The following is a 20,941-nucleotide window of genomic DNA, read 5'->3' on the forward strand; positions in this document are numbered from 1 at the left end:
GGCTGGAATCAATGTGTTCTATAAGTATTAACCTTATGGCTTATTTTAAAACCTTAATCCTAAAATAAAGCCTTTAAAAAAGTTTCAATAAAAAAGCGCTTTTTCCTGCCAAGAATGATAAATAATTATATAAAACAAGGCACGAAAAGTTCGTGCCTTGCCAGACCTTACTCTATCTTATGCAATTGTTTTGCTGTTATCCACTAGCAGGTCAATAGCTTTTCTGATTTTAAGATCAGCTGCTACAGCGTCGTTTCCGCCTTGCATAGCAAGCATTTGCGTAATTTTCTCTACGTCCATGTTGTACATTTCAGCCATTTTCTTAAGCTCTTCATTGATTTCTTCTTCCGTAACTTCAATTTTTTCAGCTTCAGAGATCGCTTCAAGTACTAGGTTCGTTTTCACGCGTTTTCCAGCATCTTCTTTCATTTGCTCACGAAGAGCAGCTTCATCCGTGCCAGAGAACTGGAAGTAAAGGTCAAGGTTCATACCTTGCATTTGCAGACGTTGTCCAAATTCTTGAACCATACGGTCTAATTCTGTGTTGACCATTGCTTCTGGAATATCTACTTCTGCTGCATCAACCGCTTTGTCAACGACTGTATCGCGAGTGTGGTGCTCAGCTTCATGCTTTTTGCTTTCTTCAAGCTTCGTACGGATGCTTGCTTTAAGAGCGTCAAGCGTTTCAACTTCTGCATCAGCTTCTTTAGCAAACTCGTCGTTTAGCTCAGGAAGCTGTTTTGATTTAATTTCATGGATTTTCACTTTGAAGACTGCAGGCTTACCAGCAAGCTCAGTTGCATGGTATTCTTCAGGGAACGTAATGTTAACCTCTTTTTCAGTACCTGCTTTGTCTCCGATCAATTGCTCTTCAAATCCAGGGATGAAAGAACCAGATCCGATTTCAAGTGGATAGTTCTCAGCTTTTCCGCCTTCGAACGCTTCTCCGTCAACGAATCCTTCGAAATCGATAACAGCTGTATCACCGTTTTCTACTTCGCCTTCTTCTTTTACAACAAGCTCAGCTTGCTGCTCTTGAAGACGCTTGATTTCGCTGTCAACATCTTCGTCTGTTACAGATGCGTCGAATTCAGTAACTTCAAGCCCTTTATATTCACCAAGCTTAACTTCAGGTTTTACTGTAACTTTAGCAGTGAAAACAAGGTTGCTTCCTTTTTCCATTTGCTCGATGTCAACCTCTGGACGGTCAACTGGATCAATTCCAGCTTCTTCTACAGCTTGGCTGTATGCTTGCGGCAAGATGATGTCCAGAGCATCTTGGTATAGAGATTCTACTCCAAAACGCTGTTCAAACATTTTTCTTGGCATTTTTCCTTTACGGAAACCTGGTACGTTTACCTGTTTAACCACTTTTTTAAATGCCTGGTCAAGAGCTGTATCTACTTCAGAAGCCTCAACTTCAATCGTTAAGACACCTTGATTACCTTCTAACTTTTCCCATTTTGCACTCATTCAAAGTTCCCTCCAACATTACGTATTTCATTGAAAATCTTACATTTTCGTTACAACCATTCCATTATATCATAACAGACTTGTATTTCAACAAAGACCCGGATTGTTTCCGTATTAGTATCCTTGAAATTTATTCGGGCCGAACGTAAACCTCTCAATATCAAGGAGCTGTTCGACAGCTTTTTCTAAACTTTCAGGATGGATCTCGATTTCGGATTCGATGGCATCACAGGTGTCCATACCGCTCAGTTTACCAGCTGCACACTGAAGGGCACGTGCCCAATAATGAGAATCTGCCGGTTCGGGCACCTGAGGATAAATAGCAAGTATGTAGTCCCACCAAATCGTAACAGCAAATTCTGTCAGAGTCGGATTATCCTGTTCCAGCCGATCCTCCAATTCTTTTTTTACTTCAAGGTTAAATGGATCTTCATAGACATCGTGAAGTTCCTGAATGTTGATGGAATAGGTATTTCCAAACTTATGTAAGGTTACGGTTTCCTGTATGTCCTTTGATTTTAAATAGTTTAGTGCCATGGTCTTGATGCCTGGGTTACCCTCTTCATTTTCTAAGAACTCCCGGTAAACCGCTATAGTATCCTCTGGATTCATATAGCTTAATTGCTGCATGGCAATCCACTGGTTATGTATTTCACCACTTGTCATCATGTTCCGAAGGGTTTCAATTTCTTTGGAACGGTCCTGGTGCGGCTCTGGTGATAGATCAATCGGCGGTTCTGAATCATCTGTCATCTTACGGCTGAAATGCAAAAGCTGATAAAAGGATTCTGCCTGAGCGGCTGGAAGCTGATGTTCCTCAAGCACCGCTTCAACAACTGACACGACGGATTCATATTCTGAAAGCTGAATAAGGACAGAAAGATAAATCTGCAATACATCAAAATATTCTCCGATTCCCTGCTTGAGCATTTTATCTGCTCTTATTTTCGCTTCTTGAAGCTGGCCAAGTTCAATCAGGCTTAACACAACACCCAGATGTCCCTGAGAATGTCCCGGTTCTATCTCCAGCAGCTGAAGAAAACAGGATAAAGATTCCTTAAATTGCTTTGCTTTTAGGGAAGACATTCCTTTTTCAAGCAATCTGGCCGGCAAATTAGGGAACAGTACGACATTGCTGATTTTCTTACTTTTTTTTTCATTAGCCATTAGGTTTCTTCACTTCCAGTTTCTATTTGCATCAGTTTAACAGTTTAAAGGCGTAAACTCAAGATGAGTCAGTCTTCAGGAAGTAACAATAAATCCTGCACAGCCATTGTGCAGGATTGCTCATATGTACAAATTTCCCTATAAGGGATAGGGAATAATAGGATAGAAGGCTTACGCCATCCCGATGCCACTAAACACTATTATTCCCGCTTAACTGTTATTCAAACCAAATGGCCGGATCTTGGAAGTGAACGGCTGCATTTGGCTGTTAGACTACTCCCATCTTGTTCTCGAATTGGCTGATCTCTTCATCATACTGCATGGTGATTGAAATTTCATCCCAGCCGTTCTGCAGCATCTCTTTCCAATAGGGATCAAAATCGAACGAAGCTGCCACCTTTGTACCTGCAGAGATTTCCTGGCTGTCCAGGCTGACGGTTAACTTCTTATTCCCGTTTTCCAAACTGGTTTTCAATTGATCAATCACCGGTTTAGGCAGGGTGATGACGAGAATGCCATTCTTCAAAGAGTTATTATAGAAGATATCCGCAAAGTCAGGAGCGATAATGACTTTGAATCCATAATCCTTCAGTGCCCATGGAGCGTGCTCTCTCGAAGATCCGCATCCGAAATTTGCACCTGCGATTAAAACCTCAGCTCCCTCTGCATCCTCCTGATTCAGTTCAAATTCAGCGTTCGGGGTGCCATCACGGTTGAAACGCCAATCGAAAAACAAATACTGGCCAAACCCACTGCGCTCGACCCGTTTTAGGAATTGCTTAGGAATAATCTGATCTGTATCCACATTTTCACGGTCTAATACGGCTGCTGTTCCGGTAAAAGTCTTAAATCCTGGCATACGCTTCACCTTCTCTCGTACCTGAAACAAATTTTCGGACGTCCACGAATTTACCTTCAATGGCAGCTGCTGCGGCCATAGCCGGACTCACAAGATGAGTTCTCGCTCCTTTGCCCTGCCTGCCCTCAAAGTTTCTGTTGGATGTGGAGACACATCTCTCGCCTTCCGGAACGATATCCGGGTTCATCCCAAGACACATGGAGCATCCTGAATCTCTCCATTCAAAGCCTGCTTCCTGAAAAACATGGTGCAGACCTTCTTCTTCTGCCTTAACTTTTACTTGCTGTGAACCAGGAACCACAATCGCGTTGACCCCAGCGTGAACTTTTTTTCCTTTAATGACTTGAGCTGCAGCCTTCAGATCACTTAGCCTTGAATTTGTACAAGACCCGATGAATACGTGCTGAACAGGTACTTCAGTCAGAGACTGTCCCGGTGCTAGACCCATATAGGCAAGTGCTTTTTGCAGGGATTCTCTTTCTCTTTCTGGTTGCCCTTCTTTAAATGAAGGAACATTCTCAGAGATTCCCACACCCATTGACGGATTCGTTCCCCAGGTGACCATCGGTTCAACTTCTGATGCATCGATCTCGATAACTTTGTCGTATGAGGCATTGGAATCCGACTTAAGATCCTCCCACTGCTTCACTTTTTCTTCAAATTCATAATCTTTAGGAGCGTATTTTCTTCCTCTAATATACTCATACGTTGTATCATCTGGTTCAATCAAACCTGCTTTCGCACCCGCTTCAATGGACATGTTGCACAATGTCATCCGTTCTTCCATTGTGAAATTTCTTACCGTCTCTCCCGTAAATTCAATGACATGTCCCGCACCGGCGTTAGTACCATGGCTGGCAATAAGAGCAAGTACAATGTCTTTGGCTGTTACGCCGAATCCTGGTTTTCCTTCAATATTCACTTTGAGCTGCTTCGGTTTTTGCTGCCAAAGTGTCTGGGTGGCCAGAACATGCTCCACTTCGCTCGTTCCAATCCCAAAAGCCAAGGCACCAAACGCTCCGTGTGTAGAAGTATGGCTGTCTCCGCATACGATGGTTTTGCCGGGTACCGTCAGGCCAAGCTCCGGACCGATGACATGTACGATTCCCTGGTCAGCAGAGTCAAGACCTTCCAAATGAATACCATATTCTTTGCAGTTTTCCTCAAGGGTTTGAATTTGCTTCAGCGCGATGCGGTCATCAATGACAAACCGATTTTTGGTCGGTATGTTATGATCCATCGTTGCAAAACAAAGGCCGGGTTTTCGGACTTTTCTATTTTTTTCCCGCAAGCCGGCAAAGGCTTGCGGGGAAGTCACCTCATGAAGGAGGTGCAGGTCAATATATAAAAGAGCGGGCTTGTTCTTTTCCTGAATGACTGCGTGATTGTCCCAGATTTTATCTATGATTGTTTTTGCCATTTTGCACCTTCCTCCTTACACATATACTTCAAGCAGCGTTGCGGCCGCCGCGTCTTCCTCCAGCCGGTAAACCAACTGTTCCACCATTTCATCTGTTGTAGAGACTCTGCTCTTTTTGGTTTGTATGTCACCCGTACGGAATTTCGCGTTCAGGACTTCCTGAACAGCCATTTCAATGGCATCCGCCTCTTCGTTCATATGAAAGGAATGTCTGAGCATCATTGCTGCTGAAAGGACCATTCCCAGCGGATTGGCCGTATTAGTTCCTACAATATCAGGAGCTGAACCATGAACGGGTTCATACAATCCTGCACCTTCTTCACTCAATGATGCCGAAGCAAGCATTCCAAGAGATCCCGTAATCATGGAGGCTTCATCAGACAAGATGTCGCCAAACATATTCTCTGTCACGATGACATCAAATTGTGCAGGGTTCCGGACAAGCTGCATGGCCGCATTGTCAACAAGCATGTGTTCAACTTTAACATCTGGAAAGCTCTTCGCTATTTCGTTTACAACTTCCCTCCATAGTTTGCTTGATTCCAGCACATTGGCTTTATCCACTGAAGTCAGCTTTCCGGTTCTGGAAGCCGCGAGTTCAAACGCCTTTTTCACTACTCTTTCAATCTCTTGCCTATGGTAGTACAGCGTGTCTACCGCTTCATCGGATCCTGTTCTTCCTTTTGGCTGAGCGAAATACAAGCCGCCTGTCAGTTCTCTTACAAACACCAAGTCTACATTTTCGATCAGTTCAGGTTTTAGCGGAGAAATATCTGCTAATGGACTGAATGCTTTAACCGGCCTCAGATTGGCGAAAACGTTGAGTTCCTTACGGATTTGGAGCAGTCCGTGTTCGGGACGCTGATCCATGCCATCCCATTTAGGTCCACCCACGGCTCCCAAAAGAACCGCGTCACTCTTTTTGCATTGTTCAAGCGTTTCAGGGGGCAGTGGATTTCCTGTCTCATCGATGGCTTTACCGCCGATCGGCATCTCGGTCACTGTAAAACGATGCTGAAATCGGGATTCAATGGCTTTGAGCACCCGCAATGCCCCTTTCATTACTTCCGGTCCGATTCCGTCACCCGGCAAGACTGTAATTGTTTTTTCCATCTTGACCCCTCCTCATAAAATTTATAGACTGACTTTCACTAATTCTTCTTTTTGAACGTTCATAATCGTTTTGTTTAACGCATGAACATATGCTTTTGCTGATGCTTGAAGCACATCCTGAGCGGTTCCGCTTCCGTTGATTTCCTGTTCCTCGTACTTTAGCAGAACATAGACCTGTGCTAATGCATCTCTTCCTGAACCGACGGATTGAATACGGTAATCTTTCAGCTGTACAGGCAGCGGCAGCATTTTATCCAATGTATTGTAAATGGCCTCTACACTTCCTGAGCCCGTGCCTGCTTCCTGGATGCTCTTTCCGTCTGGCGCTTTTAGGGTAATGGTTGCAGTAGGAATATTGTTCGTGCCATAGTTCACCTGAATATCACCTAACTGGTACATAGGGACTGGCGGCTGGATTTGATGTTCGAGAAGGAGGGCCAGAATGTCTTCTTCTGTGAGCTCCTTCTTCCGGTCGGCCAGTGCTTTAAATTCGTTGAACAGTTCATTAAGCTGTTCCTCACCGGGTTCAAAGCCCAGTTTGTTAATATGTTTCCGGAATGCGTGCCTTCCTGAATGCTTTCCGAGAACGAGCTGGTTGGAGGATACTCCAACAAGTTCGGGAGTGATAATCTCATACGTTGATTTTTCTTTTAGCACACCATCCTGATGGATTCCAGATTCATGAGCAAAGGCATTTCTTCCGACTACAGCCTTATTCGGCGGAACGCTGATTCCTGTCAGTCTGCTGACGAGTCCGCTCGTGCGGCTGATCTCTTTCAGTTCCAAACGTGTTTCCGCTTTATAAAAGGTATTTCGGATGGCGAGTGCTACGGCAATTTCTTCTAATGAAGCATTGCCCGCTCTTTCACCGATTCCGTTGATCGTACATTCAATCTGATCGGCTCCGTTCTCGATCGCTGCTAATGAATTAGCAACAGACATGCCAAGGTCATCATGGCAATGAGCAGATAATTTCGCCTTATGGATGTTTGGTACATGCTCTCTCACGTACCGGAAAAGATGCCCATATTCAGCAGGGCTGTAATAGCCAACAGTATCCGGAAGATTAATGACGGTGGCACCGGCATCAATCACTTGCTCAATGATTTTTACGAGAAAAGCCAGATCTGACCGGCAAGCATCTTCTGCCGACCATTGTACGATTGGAAAATGCTCGCGTGCGTATTTCACAGATCGAACGGCTGTTTCAACCACTTCATCCGGAGTTTTCTTTAGTTTATATGTCATGTGGATCGGCGATGTTGCTAAGAAAACATGCAGCCGAGGTTCAGGTGATCCTTTTAATGCTTCCCATGCCGCATCAATATCCTTTGTCGTCGAACGGGCGAGGCCAGTTACCGAACTGTTCTTGATTTCATCGGAGATTCTTTTTACCGCTGCAAGATCACCAGGGGAGGCAGCCGGGAACCCTGCTTCAATGACATCTACACCGAGCCTCTCGAGCTGTTTGGCTATCTCAAGTTTTTCCTGGGCATTCAAGTTCACTCCTGCCGTTTGCTCTCCGTCTCTCAATGTTGTGTCAAAGATATCAATTTTTCGCACTTGTCACCGCCTCCTTCGTTTTTTCCTTTTGTTGTTTAACAAAAGGCATCATTGCTCTTAACTCGCGGCCGACTACTTCAATCGGATGATGTTTTTCACTCTCATTGATGGCATGGAACACTGGGCGGTTTGCCTGATTTTCCAAGATCCAGCCTTTAGCAAACTCTCCGCTTTGGATATCCTTCAGAACCGCTCTCATTTTCGTTCTTGTATCCTCATCTACGACTCTTGGACCGGATTGGAAATCGCCCCATTGAGCTGTATCAGAAATGGAATATCTCATTCCTTCAAGGCCGCCTTCGTACATTAAGTCAACAATCAGCTTCAGCTCGTGCAGACATTCAAAGTAGGCGACTTCTGGCTGGTACCCGGCTTCTACAAGAGTTTCAAAACCTGTCTTAACAAGTGAAGTCAATCCTCCGCACAAGACAGCCTGCTCACCGAACAGATCCGTTTCGGTTTCTTCTTTAAAGGTTGTTTCAAGAACGCCGGCTCTTGCAGCTCCAATCCCTTTTGCATATTCAAGCGCCGTTTCTTTCGCAGTTCCCGTCACATCCTGATAAACTGCGATCAGCGCAGGAACCCCAGCTCCAGCTTCATAAGTCCGTCTTACAAGATGTCCCGGTCCTTTAGGAGCAACAAGGAATACATCCACGAAATCCGGCGGAACGATCTGATGGAAATGAACATTGAAACCATGCGCAAAAACAAGTGCCTTCCCTGGAGTCAGCGCCGGTTCGATCTCCTTTTTATAGACTTGAGGCTGAAGTTCATCCGGCAGAAGAATCATGATGACATCCGCTTCATTGGAAGCTTCTTCTACAGATGCTACTCGGACACCATCTTCAACCGCCTGGTCAAATGATTTCCCCTGTCTTACACCAACTACAACGTCATATCCGCTTTCTTTCAAGTTCAAAGCGTGGGCATGCCCTTGAGATCCATATCCAATAACTGCTACCTTTTTTCCGTTTAAGTATTGATCAGCGATTTCCTTGTCATAATAAACTTTTGCCATTTTTACATCTCTCCCTAGGTTTTATAGTTATTTTTAGATAATAGAAAACTGATTCAGGTTATACACTGTTTTTTGTGTTCCGCGCGGCATTGCGGTAAGCCCTGTTCTGGAAATTTCCTTAATTCCGTATGGCCGCAGCAGCTCGATCAATGCCTCTACTTTTTCATTGTCGCCTGTCACCTCAATCGTGACGTTTTCAAGGCTTACATCAATGATGGCTGCTCTGAAAGGCTCAATAATAACTTTAATCTCACTCCGTGTATCTGGTGTGGTAATCACTTTAATCAGTGCCAATTCCCTGGCTACAAGTGCCATATCGGTGAGATCTTTTACTTTCAGCACATCGATCTGTTTATGCAGCTGTTTAAGCAGCTGTTCGAGTTTTCTGTCATCCTCGACCTGCACAACAATCGTAATTTTTGATATCCCCGGATCATCCGAATGTCCTACCGTGATGCTCTCAATGTTAAATTGCCTTTTTGTCAGGAGTCCTGTCAGCCGGTTTAACACACCGCTCTGGTTTAAAACGGTAGCTGTTATAATGCGCCTCATGGTTTCACCCCAATCATTTGATGAATCCCTTTCCCGGGAGCAATCATCGGATAGACATTTTCATCCGAAGTTACCCTGCAGTCGAGAAGGAAAGGAGAATTGGACTCCAGTGCCTGTGCAAGCTTCACTTTGGCATCCTCTTCTGTAGTAACAACCGCAGCGTCAATGCCATATGCGGCTGCCAGTTTTACAAAGTCAGGCTGAACAGGAATGAGGGATTGTGAATAACGTTCTTCGTAAAAGATCTCCTGCCACTGCCTAACCATTCCAAGTGACTGGTTATTAACGATGACAATGATGACAGGCAGCTTCAATTCTTGAAGAACAGATAGCTCTTGTAATGTCATTTGGAATCCGCCATCACCTGTTACAGCAACAACAGGAAGTTCTGGATTTCCAATTTTCGCCCCGATTGCTGCCGGGAATCCGAATCCCATCGTTCCTAATCCTCCTGAAGTTACCCAGCGGTTTGGTTTGGAAAAACCATAATATTGCGCTGTCCACATCTGATGCTGTCCCACATCTGTCGTAATGACCGCTTCCCCTTTTGTTTCCTCATGAATGATTTCAAGCAATCTCTGGGGTTTTAGCGTTTCACCGTCTTTTTTATACCAGAGCGGATAACTGCTCTTCAGCTCAGATAAATGATAGACCCATTCTGTCGTATCTCCTGACGATGTGCTTTCTCGAAGCAATGCTGAAACGGTATGCTTTGCACAACCGACAATCGGAATCAGAGTTTCCACGTTCTTGCCGATCTCAGCCGGATCAATGTCAATATGGGCAACGGCTGCTTTCTTGGCGAAGTGATTTAGATCACCTGTCAAACGGTCATCGAACCGTGCTCCGATTCCAATCAGGAGATCACACTCGTGCAGAGCAATATTCGAGGCATAGGTGCCATGCATACCGGCCATTCCCAGGAAAAGGGGATGATCGGATGGGAAGCTGCCAAGCCCGAGCAATGTATTGGCGACCGGAATCCGATGCTGTTCAGCCAAGGTAAGGATTTCATTCTCTGCTCCAGCGAACAGCACACCCGCACCTGCAAGAATGACAGGTTTTTTTGCAGTGGCAATGGCGTCTGCCAGCCGTTTTACTTGGAGAAGGTTCGGCATGACTGTTGGCTGGTAACCTGGCAGTGTGACTTCTTTCGGTGTAGAAAATGCCCCTAAAGCAGTCGAAATATCTTTTGGAATGTCTACCAGAACCGGACCTGGCCTTCCTGTCTGAGCGATATGAAAAGCTTCCTGGACGATCCCGGGGAGGTCTTCCACTCTTCTTACCTGGTAGTTATGTTTGGTGATAGGCATCGTTACACCGACAATATCAGCTTCCTGGAAAGCGTCCGTACCGATTACAGTTGTTGCCACCTGCCCGGTGAAGATGACAAGCGGGAGAGAATCAATCATGGCATCAGCAATTCCAGTAACGAGATTGGTTGCCCCCGGCCCCGAGGTGGCGATGACAACTCCTGCTTTTCCGGTAACCCTTGCAAACCCTTGAGCTGCATGGATGGCTCCTTGCTCATGGCGGGTTAAAATATGTCTGATATTTTTCTTGTAAAGGGCATCATAGATTGGAAGGACAGCACCTCCAGGATAGCCGAACAAGACGTCTACCCCTTCTTTTTCAAGTGCCTCCATCAGCATGTCTGCTCCTGACATCATTTGAACTTTGCTTTTCTCTTCATCAGCCACCCAGCTGGCTTTCATTCCTGATTCCTCCCTTATAAAATCATAATAAAAAGCCTTCCCACCCAAAATGACAGTGTAATCCTGCCAAAGGGGTGAAAAGGCTTCTTTTCACGGTACCACCCTTCTTCGCGGCTATGCTGCTTGGCCGCCTCATGGACGAATATGTTCGCCCGGTTTGATAACAAGTTAACTCCTCTTTCGGGTTAACTCGGCCTGCCCTACTGGCCAATGGCTTTCGGACAGACACTCAGGGGTGAGGTCCTGATAAGAGCATTACCGGTTCCCAGCGCTTCCGGCTCTCTGTGAATACTCTGTTATCATTCTTCCCCTTCATCGATTTTGAATTATTTAACTTTTTTACTAAAAGTTTATATTTTTAGAACTCCGCCAGTATTGGCTGAAGTAACCAGCTTGGAGTAACGGGCGAGATAGCCTTGTTTAATTTTTGGTTCAGGCTGTCTCCAATCCGTCTTTCTGCTTTCCAGTTCTTCGTTGCTCAGCATGATGTTGATCGATCTTTGAGTCAAATCAATGAAAATGTGGTCTCCGTTCTCCAGGAATGCGATTGGACCGCCTTCAGCTGCTTCAGGAGAAATATGACCGATGGAAATTCCCCTGGATGCTCCTGAAAATCTTCCGTCTGTAATTAAAGCGACCTTTGTGCTTAGTCCCATTCCAGCGATTGCGGAGGTCGGTGAAAGCATCTCAGGCATTCCAGGTCCGCCTTTGGGGCCTTCATACCGGATAACCACTACGTGGCCTTCTTTTACTTTTCCGCTGTTGATGCCTTCTAACGCTTCATCCTGTGATTCAAAGACGATGGCTTCTCCTTCAAAATATTTGATCGATGGATCTACACCGCCCACCTTGATCACACAGCCGTCAGGTGCAAGGTTTCCATATAGAATGGAGAGTCCTCCTACAGGACTGTAGGCGTTATCAGGATATCTGATTACATCGCTGTTTGTAATGGAAGCATCTTTTATATTTTCATAGAGAGTTTTCCCCGTAATCGTGATCCGGTCTTTATGAACTGCTCCTTCAATGTGGCAGAGCTGTTTCATGATGGCACTGACTCCACCGGCATCATGGACATCCTGCATCGTGTAGTCGGATGCGGGACTGATCTTTGATAAATAAGGAACCCTCTCAGCTACTTCATTAATTCGTTTAAGATCGTATTCGATCCCCGCCTCATGTGCGATGGCCAGCATATGAAGTACGGTGTTTGTTGATCCTCCCATGGCCATATCCAATGCAAAAGCATCATCTATGGCTTCTTTTGTAATAATGTCTCTTGGCCGGATATCGCGTTCGACCAGATCCATCAAACAGGAGGCAGCATCTTTATAGAGCTTATCCCGCTCTTTCGAAGTGGCGACGAGTGTCCCGTTTCCCGGCAATGTAATTCCTAGCATTTCCATAATGGAGTTCATGCTGTTTGCGGTGAACATTCCGGAACAGGATCCGCAGGTCGGACAGGCGCTTGTTTCAAGCTCCAGCAGTTCTTCCCTCGACATCTTACCGGAAAGATGTGATCCGACTCCTTCGAATACAGAAACGAGCGAAAGTGATTTTCCAGCGGATGATTTCCCTGCTTCCATTGGGCCGCCTGAAACGAATACGGCAGGTACATTCGTTCTAACTGCTGCCATCAGCATGCCCGGCGTTATCTTGTCACAGTTTGGAATAAAAAAGACTCCGTCAAACCAGTGGGCATTAATGACTGTTTCCGCTGAATCAGCAATAATTTCCCGGCTCGGAAGCGAATAACGCATCCCGATGTGCCCCATGGCAATCCCATCATCGACGCCGATGGTATTAAACTCAAACGGGACACCGCCTGCTTCACGGATGGCTTGCTTAACTTGTTCGCCCACTTTATTGAGGTGCATATGTCCCGGAATGATATCTACATACGAGTTACAGACCCCGATAAATGGCTTGTTCATGTCTTCCTCTTTGACACCGGCAGCATGCAGCAAGCTGCGATGCGGTGCCCGGTCAATTCCTTTTTTTATCATGTTACTGCGCATAGACCACAACTCCTGTTACGTATGATTAACCCGCTTGTACGGTAGTGGAAGCCGGATAGACTTTGACTCCCTCTTCGACAACTCTTTGCCTGAACGCTTGCAGCAAAATGTTCGTGTGTTTTCCAGGAACACCTTCACCGATTACCCTGCCGTCCACTTTTATAACAGCAATGACTTCAGCAGCCGTCCCTGTAAGAAACACTTCATCAGCCACGTACACATCGTGTCTTGTAAATGGCTCTTCGCTAACGTTGTATCCAAGTTCTGCAGCGATCTCAACGATAGCGTTCCTCGTAATTCCTTCAAGCGCCCCCAGGTAACCCGGCGGTGTTTTGATGCTATTTCCTTTAACAATAAATACGTTATCTGCAGAACCTTCGGCGACATAACCTTGGTCGTTCAGCATAAGCGCTTCGCTGACACCCGCCAGATTGGCTTCAATTTTGACGAGTATGTTGTTTAAGTAATTCAATGATTTTACTTTTGGACTCAAAACATCTGCGCGGTTCCTGCGGCTCGCAACTGTCACAATTTCGATTCCAGTCTCATAAAGTTTTTTAGGGAAGAGAGCCAGCTGTTCTGCAATGATGATAACCCCCGGTTTTTCACAGGTAAATGGATCCAGGCCAAGATTCCCTCTTCCACGGGATATGACTAAACGGATGTAGGCATCACGATATTGGTTTTTTTGGAGCGTCTCGACGATAATTTTTGTCAGCTCCTCTTTTGTGTGCGGAATGGTTAACATGATGGATTGAGCTGATTCAAACAGACGCTGTAGATGTTCATCAAGCCGATAAACATTTCCATTGTAGACTCGAATGCCTTCAAACACCCCATCTCCGTACAAAAATCCGTGATCATAAACAGAGATTTTGGCATCTTCTTTCAAGACAAATTCACCGTCTACATAAACCCATTGTTCTAACATCGTGATCCTCCTTTTCTCCTTCGTAAATTGTTCGAATATTTAAATAGAATCTGATAATTGTTGATTATGTTACGCCCCTTTTTGTTCTAGGTCAACCACCTTTTTTGAAAAAAATTAATTTTCAGTTTATTCAGCTTTTTTTGTATCCGCTTACATCCTTTGTGCCAAAGAGAAAAGAAAACGAAACGTGTCCATTGTAAACATTTTTGAAGCGCTTACAAAAATAGTCCAAGCACTCTTTAGTTCAGCAAAAGAAGACAAAAAAAAGACACCTTTTTCAGTACATTTAATCGATGTACTGAAAAAGGTGTCTATAGTATGTATGTTAGATGGCGTCCCAGGAGAGATTCGAACTCCCGACCGTACGCTTAGAAGGCGTATGCTCTATCCGGCTGAGCTACTGGGACATATGTATTTTAGAGCCCTTTCCGCTTAGCAATGCAACTTCATGCGATTGCAGAGCGCTGCGGGCACACAGTTTTGTTTTCCTCGGGGAAAACGTTATGATCAATCAATTCTCTTTGACTTTTCCAGTATAAAAAAGTCTTGCCTGTTTGTTTCCATTGCGACGTGAGAAATAGCAAATGGAGCGGGTGATGAGAATCGAACTCACGACCAGAGCTTGGAAGGCTCTTGTTTTACCACTAAACTACACCCGCAAGTAGGTAACTTAGGTCACTAACATCAGCGACATAAGTAAATATACTATATCCCATTCAGTATGTCAACAGATTTGGGGAGAAAAATCTCCCCATTGTTAAGAAAGCTGAAATTCACTTCTAAGGTCTTCTACTTCTTTTCCTTCAAGGTCCAAAAAGTATACATTCACCGTACTGCCTTCAACCTCACAGATCGCGTAGGTTTTTTCAAAACGTTCTCTTGGCATTCTGATGCTGCCTGGATTGATATAGATATGGCCGTTCTTCTCAAAGCTGTGCGCTGTGTGAGAGTGTCCGTAACAAATAACCTTAGCTCCCGTTTCTTCTCCTCGGTAGGTTAGTGATACGAGTGACATTTTCACATTATACAGGTGGCCGTGCGTGACATAAAAGCAAGTGTCCCCAATCAGCTCTATAGCTTCTGTAGGAAGGTCAGGCGCAGCATAATCCATATTGCCCTGCACCGTGATAAAATCCTTTAATTCGCGGGAATCAGCAGTAAGCTCGGAATCTCCGCAATGAATCATTGCTTCTACTTCACCTCGGTGACGGTCTTTGATCATTTCCAGTTCCTTTTTATATCCGTGGCTGTCACTGACGATTAAAACTTTCACAGTTGGCTAACCTCCTAAAACAGCAGATGCATCTGATCCTTAAGCTTCGCCATTGCATTTGCACGATGGCTGATTTGGTTTTTCTCTTCTTTTGTGAGCTCTGCCATAGTGGACGAAGTATGCCCGACGACAAAGATTGGATCATAGCCGAAGCCGTTGCTTCCTGTTTTTTTATAGCCGATCTCACCTTCACAATGCCCTTCAACGATCAGTGTTTCCCTACCTGGACTTGCAACGGCGAGTGCACACACAAATCTCGCACTGCGCTCTTCAGGCGGTACGCTTCGCATCTCGTCAAGCACTTTGTCCATATTTTTATTATCGTCTTTTTCTATTCCCGCATATCGGGCCGAGAAAACACCCGGCCTGCCGTCTAAAGCGTCTATAACAAGTCCTGAATCATCCGCGATAACAGGAATATTGTAAAGTTCTGAGATTTCTTCTGCTTTTAATGCTGCATTTTCAGCAAATGTGGTTCCTGTTTCTTCAACATCCGGAGTGTTCTCCACATCCAGCAGAGAGGTCACTTCCAATCCCATCTCTGAGAACATAAATGTAAATTCTTTTACTTTACCTTCGTTCTTCGTCGCAATCAGTACTTTTTTCATCATCAATACCTGCCTTACTTAATTAGTTTCGCCAGATCACCGAGCACTTCCTTCTGAATGCCGATCAATTCAGTGACACCTTTATTCCCTAATTCGAGCAGTGTCTGCAGCTGCTGATAAGAAAAAGCCGCTTCCTCTCCTGTTCCTTGAAGCTCGACAAAATCTCCGCTGCCGGTCATGACAATATTCATGTCTACTGAAGCAGTGGAATCTTCGGCATAATTCAAATCCAGCAGGGCTCCTTCTTTTTCGTCAATACCTGCAGAAGTAGCAGCAAGAAAATCACTTACCGGCATTTGCTTGATCGCTTTGGTCTCCAAAAGCTTACCAAACGCTAATACCATCGCAACAAACGCTCCTGTAATGGAAGCCGTCCGCGTCCCTCCGTCAGCTTGAATGACATCACAATCCACCCAGATTGTCCGCTCTCCGATTTTGGGAAGGTCAACAACGGAACGGAGCGCTCTTCCGATCAGACGCTGGATCTCCATTGTGCGGCCCGTTACTTTCCCCTTGCTAGACTCACGGATCGTACGCTGTTCTGTCGCTCGCGGAAGCATCGAATATTCAGCTGTTATCCAGCCTTTGCCCTGACCTCTCATAAACGGAGGAACTCTTTCTTCGATGCTTGCAGTACAAATCACTTTTGTGTCACCTACTGCTATGAGGACAGCTCCTTCCGGATGTTTTATGTAATCTTTATCCATCTTTACGGGCCTTAGTTCGTTGTTCGCCCTTCCGTCATTCCTCATCATAAACCTCCTGCGTTATCTTGCTCACTTTCATGCCTGATCTTATTTTTCGTTTTATGCCATACAAAAAAAGAGAAGGCTTAAGCCGTCTCTTTTATCCTACCACAAGTTATTCATGGATTAAAATTCGCCGGTGTTTACTATTGCAGGTCTTGAAACTGGAGCTGTGATTGACTTTCCGTCTTCGGACTTCAGTTTTGTTTTCCCGTTAACATGAATGGCTACTTTTTTCACATCATTTAATTCTGTCAAGGATAATACGATCGATTTCAACACAGCATCGTCAATCGTATTTTCCGATTTATTATCCAAGATGGCTTTATTGAAATTCAGCGTGGCTACCCCTTTTTTAACAACTGGTGCATCGAGTAATTTCACATCATTTCTGAATCCGGTTAAAAGTCTGCTTTGTTCTCCAGGTCCTTGAATCAGTTCTTGGATAGCTGCAGTTATTTTATCGCTGTCATTTTTCACTACCCTGCGTGTAACCGGAACATAATATTCTTGAGTACCATTTTCCGCAACAAAATACAGCGTAGCTGTATCACTGCCGGTCATGTCGACTACATTGCCATTTTCAATATTAATGCCGTCAGCACGGCTGACTCCGTCATTGATCGGTGTATGATTGACAGGCATAACGTCTTGGTTCTTGCCGTCTATTTGAATTTTCACATTTTTAATTGAATGAAATTGAGTAAGCGTGAAAGTGATCGACTGTAAAAGCCTTTGTTCATCCTGGCCTCGGTAATCCTTGAATTCTTTGGAAAAATTCGCGGTTGCCGTACCGTCTTTACCGACGACAACGTCCAGTACTTGCGTATCAGGCGGCAGCACAGCCTGGAATCCGTTTGGCAGGATATTGGATACCGGCCCGTCTTTTACTAAGTACTCTAATACTTGTTTTGCAGCAGTGCCTGATTTTGGCAGGTTCATCATTTGAGGCACGACCAGCCCATTGCTGTCCAATAAAAACAGCTGGCGTTTCACGGAGTTTTTAGTGGCTTTGGCAGTTGTTTCTTTATCAAGAGACTTGCCTTCCTTCACGTAGTTCACTTTCGGGGGATCTAGCTCATTTCCTGCTTTTTCTCCCCCCAGTCCACACCCTGCCATCAGCATTGACACTGATAGGAGAAGCAGCGGCGCTCCTGCCCTCATTTTTTTGTACATACTTTTCCCTCCCCAAGTGGTTGTACTACTATGTATACGGGCTGTCCCGCCTTTTAGACCACTCTCGGAAAAAATAAAAGGGGCTGTCCAAGAAGTCTGTAAGCTGTTGATTTCCGTTCCAGGCTGCTCGCTTTCCGTGGGGCGTGCGGTGAGCCTCTTGGTGCAAGCACCGGCGGGAGTCTCACCTGTCACGCTAGTCCCGCAGGAGTCTCGCACCTTCCACTTCAATCAACTTTTCATTGAAGATTTTTCAAGCCAAAAAGGGGCTGCCTGAAGGTCAATTTTCGACTTTCTGGACAGCCCCCCCAAAAACTAAAAAGACAAAACCACTCAGCGGTTTTGTCCTAATTTAATAAAATGCACATGCTCTACTTTTTCTTCCATCCAATGATTCGCGATCTCAAGGAAATGTCCGTTATCTGAAGTAGAAAAGAATTCATGGCCTGGAACCCGGTCGCCGGTATACAAAAGACCGCTGTGATCCAGAATGGCTGAAACCTCTCTTGCTGTTTCAGCACCTGAGCAGATCAGCTTGATCTCTTCTCCCATTACTTTTTGAATGACAGGCCGTAATAACGGATAATGTGTACATCCGAGAATAAGAGTATCGATTGGGGTTTCTTTTAACGGCTGAAGAACTTCAAGAACCGTTCTGTACGTATCCTCTCCGGACAGTTCGCCGTTCTCAACGAGTGGGACAAACGGCGGACAGGCAAGACTGTGCACAGTAATATCGCCCTTGATCTCCTTTAACGCAGTCTCGTAAGCACCGCTTTTTACTGTTCCGACGGTCCCGATGATTCCGACCTGCTGATTCCTCGTTACTTTCAGGGCTGTTCTCGCTCCAGGGTGTATGACACCTATAACCGGTATACTGAGCCTTTTTTTCACTTCATCCAAAATGGCTGCTGTCGCTGTGTTGCATGCGATGACAAGCATCTTTATCTCCTTGCTGAGAAGGAACTCAATCATTTCCAATGTGTATTGTCTTACTTCCTCCATTGGTCTGGGTCCATACGGACAGCGTGCAGTATCACCCAAATAATAAATTTCTTCCTTAGGCAGCTGCCGGATGATCTCCCTCGCTACCGTTAAACCGCCTACACCTGAGTCGATCACGCCTATTGGTTTATCCATTTGTTCGCCTCTTCCTTCTTTCGGTGTATATTCATGTTGTATGCTGAAATTCACACCGCTCTAACCAAAAAAATCCTACCAAAGAATAAAATAAAACGATGTTCTTGTCAACTCCAGCCAAAGAAGAAAAGCCGATTCCTTTTCGCTGCACTAAGGCAGTGAAAGGGAAATCAGCTTTACTTTGTTTTAGAAATTTTCGTTAACAAACTTCACAACATCTTCAGCAGTATCCATGTTTAAAATGGTGTCTACATGTTTTTCTGCTTGCGCTTTGGAAAGTTTGGAAAGCTGGCTTCTCGCAGGAAGGACTGATGTTGCACTCATGGAGAATTCATCAAGTCCAAGGCCCAGAAGAATAGGAATCGCAATCGGATCGCCGGCCATCTCACCGCACATTCCAACCCATTTTCCTTCTTTATGGGCAGCAGTAATCACCATTTGGATCAACCGAAGGATTGCCGGATTGTATGGCTGGTAAAGGTAAGAAACCCTTTCGTTCATCCTGTCTGCTGCCATCGTGTACTGGATAAGGTCGTTCGTACCAATGGAAAAGAAATCGACTTCTTTTGCAAAACGGTCAGAAAGGACAGCGGTGGAAGGAATCTCTACCATGATTCCGATTTCGATGTTCTCTGAAACGGATACTCCTTCTTTTACAAGTTTTTCTTTTTCTTCAAGAAGAACTTGCTTAGCCGATCGGAATTCAACCAATGTTGCAATCATCGGAAACATGATTTTCAAGTTTCCGTAAGCACTCGCACGAAGCAAAGCTCTCAGCTGTGTTCTGAAGATCTCTTGTTGTTCCAGGCAAAGGCGAATCGCTCTAAAGCCAAGGAACGGATTCATTTCCTTTGGAAGATCAAGGTATGGAAGCTCTTTGTCTCCACCGATGTCAAGCGTACGGATAACGACAGGTTTTCCTTCCATTTTTTCAAGGACTTCTTTATATGCCTTAAACTGCTCTTCTTCCGTCGGTAACTCGTCGCGACCCATGTACAAGAATTCGGTACGGTAAAGACCGACGCCTTCTGCACCGTTTTCAAGAACTCCTTTAACATCCTGTGGTGTACCGATATTAGCAGCAAGTTCAGCATGGTGTCCGTCAGCCGTTGTCGTTTGTTCGTTTACGAGTTTCGCCCACTCAGCTTTTTGCGCTTTGTATTCCTCTTGCTTCTTCTTATAGAGTTCAAGCTCTTCATTGGATGGATCAACGATGACTTCACCATCAAGTCCATCAATAATAAGCAGGGTTCCGCTGGAGATTTTTTCTGTTACTGTTTTCGTCCCAACAACTGCCGGGATTTCCATGGAACGGGACATGATGGCTGAATGAGAGGTTCTGCCGCCAATATCCGTTGCAAATCCAAGAACAAACCTACGGTTAAGCTGTGCTGTATCGGATGGCGTCAAGTCTTCGGCAATGATCACTACTTCCTCTGAGATGCTTGCCGGAGAAGAGAATTGAACGCCCAGCAAATGAGCGAGGACGCGCTTGGATACATCACGGATATCCGCCGCACGTTCTTTCATATACTCATTATCCATCTGCTCAAACATGCTGATAAACATTCCTGAAATCTCATCCATCGCACTCTCAGCGTTGACATTTTCATTCTGAATTTTGGTTTTAACTGCATCAATTAGCTCTGGGTCCTCAAGGACAAGAAGATGGGCAGCAAAAATCGCTGCCTTATCTTCTCCTAATTCTTTTAATGCATTTTCTTTAATAACCTGAAGTTCGCCTTTCGCTTTTTCTACTGCAGCCGAAAACCGTTCAACCTCAAGACCGGTATTTTCAACCGGCTTTTTTTCAATGATTAATTCAGGGTTTTCAAGAATAAATGCTTTGGCAATCGCAATGCCAGCTGATGCAGCAATACCTGAAATCTTTTCAGACATTACTCACCAAGTCCTTCCTTTTTCATTACCTCTTCAATAGCAGCCAATGCTTCATCAGCATCAGAACCTTCAGCTTTGATTGTGATTTCAGAACCGCTTTGGATACCAAGGCTCATTACACCCATGATGGATTTAAGGTTTACGTTTTTCCCGTTATAACCAAGTGTAATGTCAGAGCTGAATTGCCCTGCTTTGTTTACTAATACAGTTGCCGGACGTGCGTGAATTCCTGAGTCACTTGTTACTTTAAAAGTTTTTTCTGCCATGATTGAA

General features: G+C 44.9%; 19 protein-coding genes and 2 tRNA genes. All 21 read right to left on the bottom strand.

Going from position 1 to position 20,941, the window contains the following annotated elements; all coding sequences use genetic code 11:
* Positions 1–177: 177 nt before the first annotated feature.
* A complete protein-coding gene (gene tig / locus M1K46_RS12535) occupies positions 178–1,473 on the bottom strand; it encodes a trigger factor (protein ID WP_256226241.1) in 1,296 nt (431 codons plus the stop codon).
* Between the two features lie 114 nt (positions 1,474–1,587).
* On the bottom strand, positions 1,588–2,640 hold the full coding sequence (locus M1K46_RS12540) for a hypothetical protein (protein WP_256226242.1): 1,053 nt from the start codon (positions 2,638–2,640) through the stop codon (positions 1,588–1,590).
* Between the two features lie 268 nt (positions 2,641–2,908).
* A complete protein-coding gene (leuD, locus tag M1K46_RS12545; protein ID WP_091004111.1) occupies positions 2,909–3,499 on the bottom strand; it encodes a 3-isopropylmalate dehydratase small subunit in 591 nt (196 codons plus the stop codon).
* Positions 3,486–4,919, bottom strand: coding sequence for a 3-isopropylmalate dehydratase large subunit (gene leuC / locus M1K46_RS12550; RefSeq protein ID WP_256226243.1), 1,434 nt, complete (start codon positions 4,917–4,919; stop codon positions 3,486–3,488). The genes leuD and leuC overlap by 14 nt, the downstream gene beginning before the upstream one ends.
* Positions 4,920–4,934: 15 nt before the next feature.
* Positions 4,935–6,032: a 3-isopropylmalate dehydrogenase gene (leuB, locus tag M1K46_RS12555; RefSeq protein ID WP_256226244.1), complete on the bottom strand. Its 1,098-nt coding sequence runs from the start codon at positions 6,030–6,032 to the stop codon at positions 4,935–4,937.
* A 21-nt stretch (positions 6,033–6,053) separates the two neighbouring features.
* A complete protein-coding gene (locus M1K46_RS12560; RefSeq protein ID WP_256226245.1) occupies positions 6,054–7,595 on the bottom strand; it encodes a 2-isopropylmalate synthase in 1,542 nt (513 codons plus the stop codon).
* Positions 7,582–8,613, bottom strand: coding sequence for a ketol-acid reductoisomerase (ilvC, locus tag M1K46_RS12565; protein WP_062234022.1), 1,032 nt, complete (start codon positions 8,611–8,613; stop codon positions 7,582–7,584). The genes M1K46_RS12560 and ilvC overlap by 14 nt, the downstream gene beginning before the upstream one ends.
* A gap of 33 nt (positions 8,614–8,646) precedes the next feature.
* Positions 8,647–9,165 carry an acetolactate synthase small subunit gene (ilvN, locus tag M1K46_RS12570; RefSeq protein ID WP_053357650.1) on the bottom strand — a complete coding sequence of 173 codons (519 nt, stop codon included), beginning with the start codon at positions 9,163–9,165 and terminating at the stop codon, positions 8,647–8,649.
* Positions 9,162–10,880 carry an acetolactate synthase large subunit gene (gene ilvB / locus M1K46_RS12575; RefSeq protein WP_062234019.1) on the bottom strand — a complete coding sequence of 573 codons (1,719 nt, stop codon included), beginning with the start codon at positions 10,878–10,880 and terminating at the stop codon, positions 9,162–9,164. The genes ilvN and ilvB overlap by 4 nt, the downstream gene beginning before the upstream one ends.
* Before the next feature lie 14 nt (positions 10,881–10,894).
* Complete coding sequence (locus M1K46_RS12580; protein ID WP_175501799.1) at positions 10,895–11,047, bottom strand: hypothetical protein; 153 nt, start codon at positions 11,045–11,047, stop codon at positions 10,895–10,897.
* A gap of 183 nt (positions 11,048–11,230) precedes the next feature.
* A complete protein-coding gene (ilvD, locus tag M1K46_RS12585; RefSeq protein WP_256226247.1) occupies positions 11,231–12,898 on the bottom strand; it encodes a dihydroxy-acid dehydratase in 1,668 nt (555 codons plus the stop codon).
* A gap of 25 nt (positions 12,899–12,923) precedes the next feature.
* The gene (ilvE, locus tag M1K46_RS12590; protein ID WP_062234014.1) at positions 12,924–13,829 is read right to left on the bottom strand and encodes a branched-chain-amino-acid transaminase; all 906 of its coding nucleotides are present in this window, start codon (positions 13,827–13,829) and stop codon (positions 12,924–12,926) included.
* A gap of 330 nt (positions 13,830–14,159) precedes the next feature.
* Positions 14,160–14,236 (bottom strand) — tRNA-Arg (locus M1K46_RS12595).
* Between the two features lie 178 nt (positions 14,237–14,414).
* A tRNA-Gly gene (locus M1K46_RS12600) sits at positions 14,415–14,488 on the bottom strand.
* Between the two features lie 98 nt (positions 14,489–14,586).
* On the bottom strand, positions 14,587–15,102 hold the full coding sequence (locus tag M1K46_RS12605) for a metallophosphoesterase family protein (protein WP_091004088.1): 516 nt from the start codon (positions 15,100–15,102) through the stop codon (positions 14,587–14,589).
* Between the two features lie 14 nt (positions 15,103–15,116).
* Entirely contained in the window at positions 15,117–15,710 is a 594-nt protein-coding gene (locus tag M1K46_RS12610) for an XTP/dITP diphosphatase (protein WP_256226248.1), read from the bottom strand.
* Between the two features lie 14 nt (positions 15,711–15,724).
* On the bottom strand, positions 15,725–16,462 hold the full coding sequence (rph, locus tag M1K46_RS12615) for a ribonuclease PH (protein ID WP_256226249.1): 738 nt from the start codon (positions 16,460–16,462) through the stop codon (positions 15,725–15,727).
* A 120-nt stretch (positions 16,463–16,582) separates the two neighbouring features.
* Positions 16,583–17,632, bottom strand: coding sequence for a GerMN domain-containing protein (locus M1K46_RS12620; protein ID WP_256226250.1), 1,050 nt, complete (start codon positions 17,630–17,632; stop codon positions 16,583–16,585).
* Between the two features lie 330 nt (positions 17,633–17,962).
* Positions 17,963–18,769, bottom strand: coding sequence for a glutamate racemase (gene racE / locus M1K46_RS12625; protein ID WP_053357642.1), 807 nt, complete (start codon positions 18,767–18,769; stop codon positions 17,963–17,965).
* A gap of 186 nt (positions 18,770–18,955) precedes the next feature.
* On the bottom strand, positions 18,956–20,668 hold the full coding sequence (gene ptsP / locus M1K46_RS12630) for a phosphoenolpyruvate--protein phosphotransferase (RefSeq protein WP_256226251.1): 1,713 nt from the start codon (positions 20,666–20,668) through the stop codon (positions 18,956–18,958).
* On the bottom strand, positions 20,668–20,934 hold the full coding sequence (locus M1K46_RS12635; protein ID WP_256226252.1) for a phosphocarrier protein HPr: 267 nt from the start codon (positions 20,932–20,934) through the stop codon (positions 20,668–20,670). The genes ptsP and M1K46_RS12635 overlap by 1 nt, the downstream gene beginning before the upstream one ends.
* Between the last annotated feature and the right edge of the window lie 7 nt (positions 20,935–20,941).

The sequence above is a fragment of the Fictibacillus sp. WQ 8-8 genome, from assembly GCF_024494405.1.
In the GTDB taxonomy this organism is placed as follows: Bacteria; Bacillota; Bacilli; order Bacillales; family Fictibacillaceae; genus Fictibacillus_C; species Fictibacillus_C marinisediminis.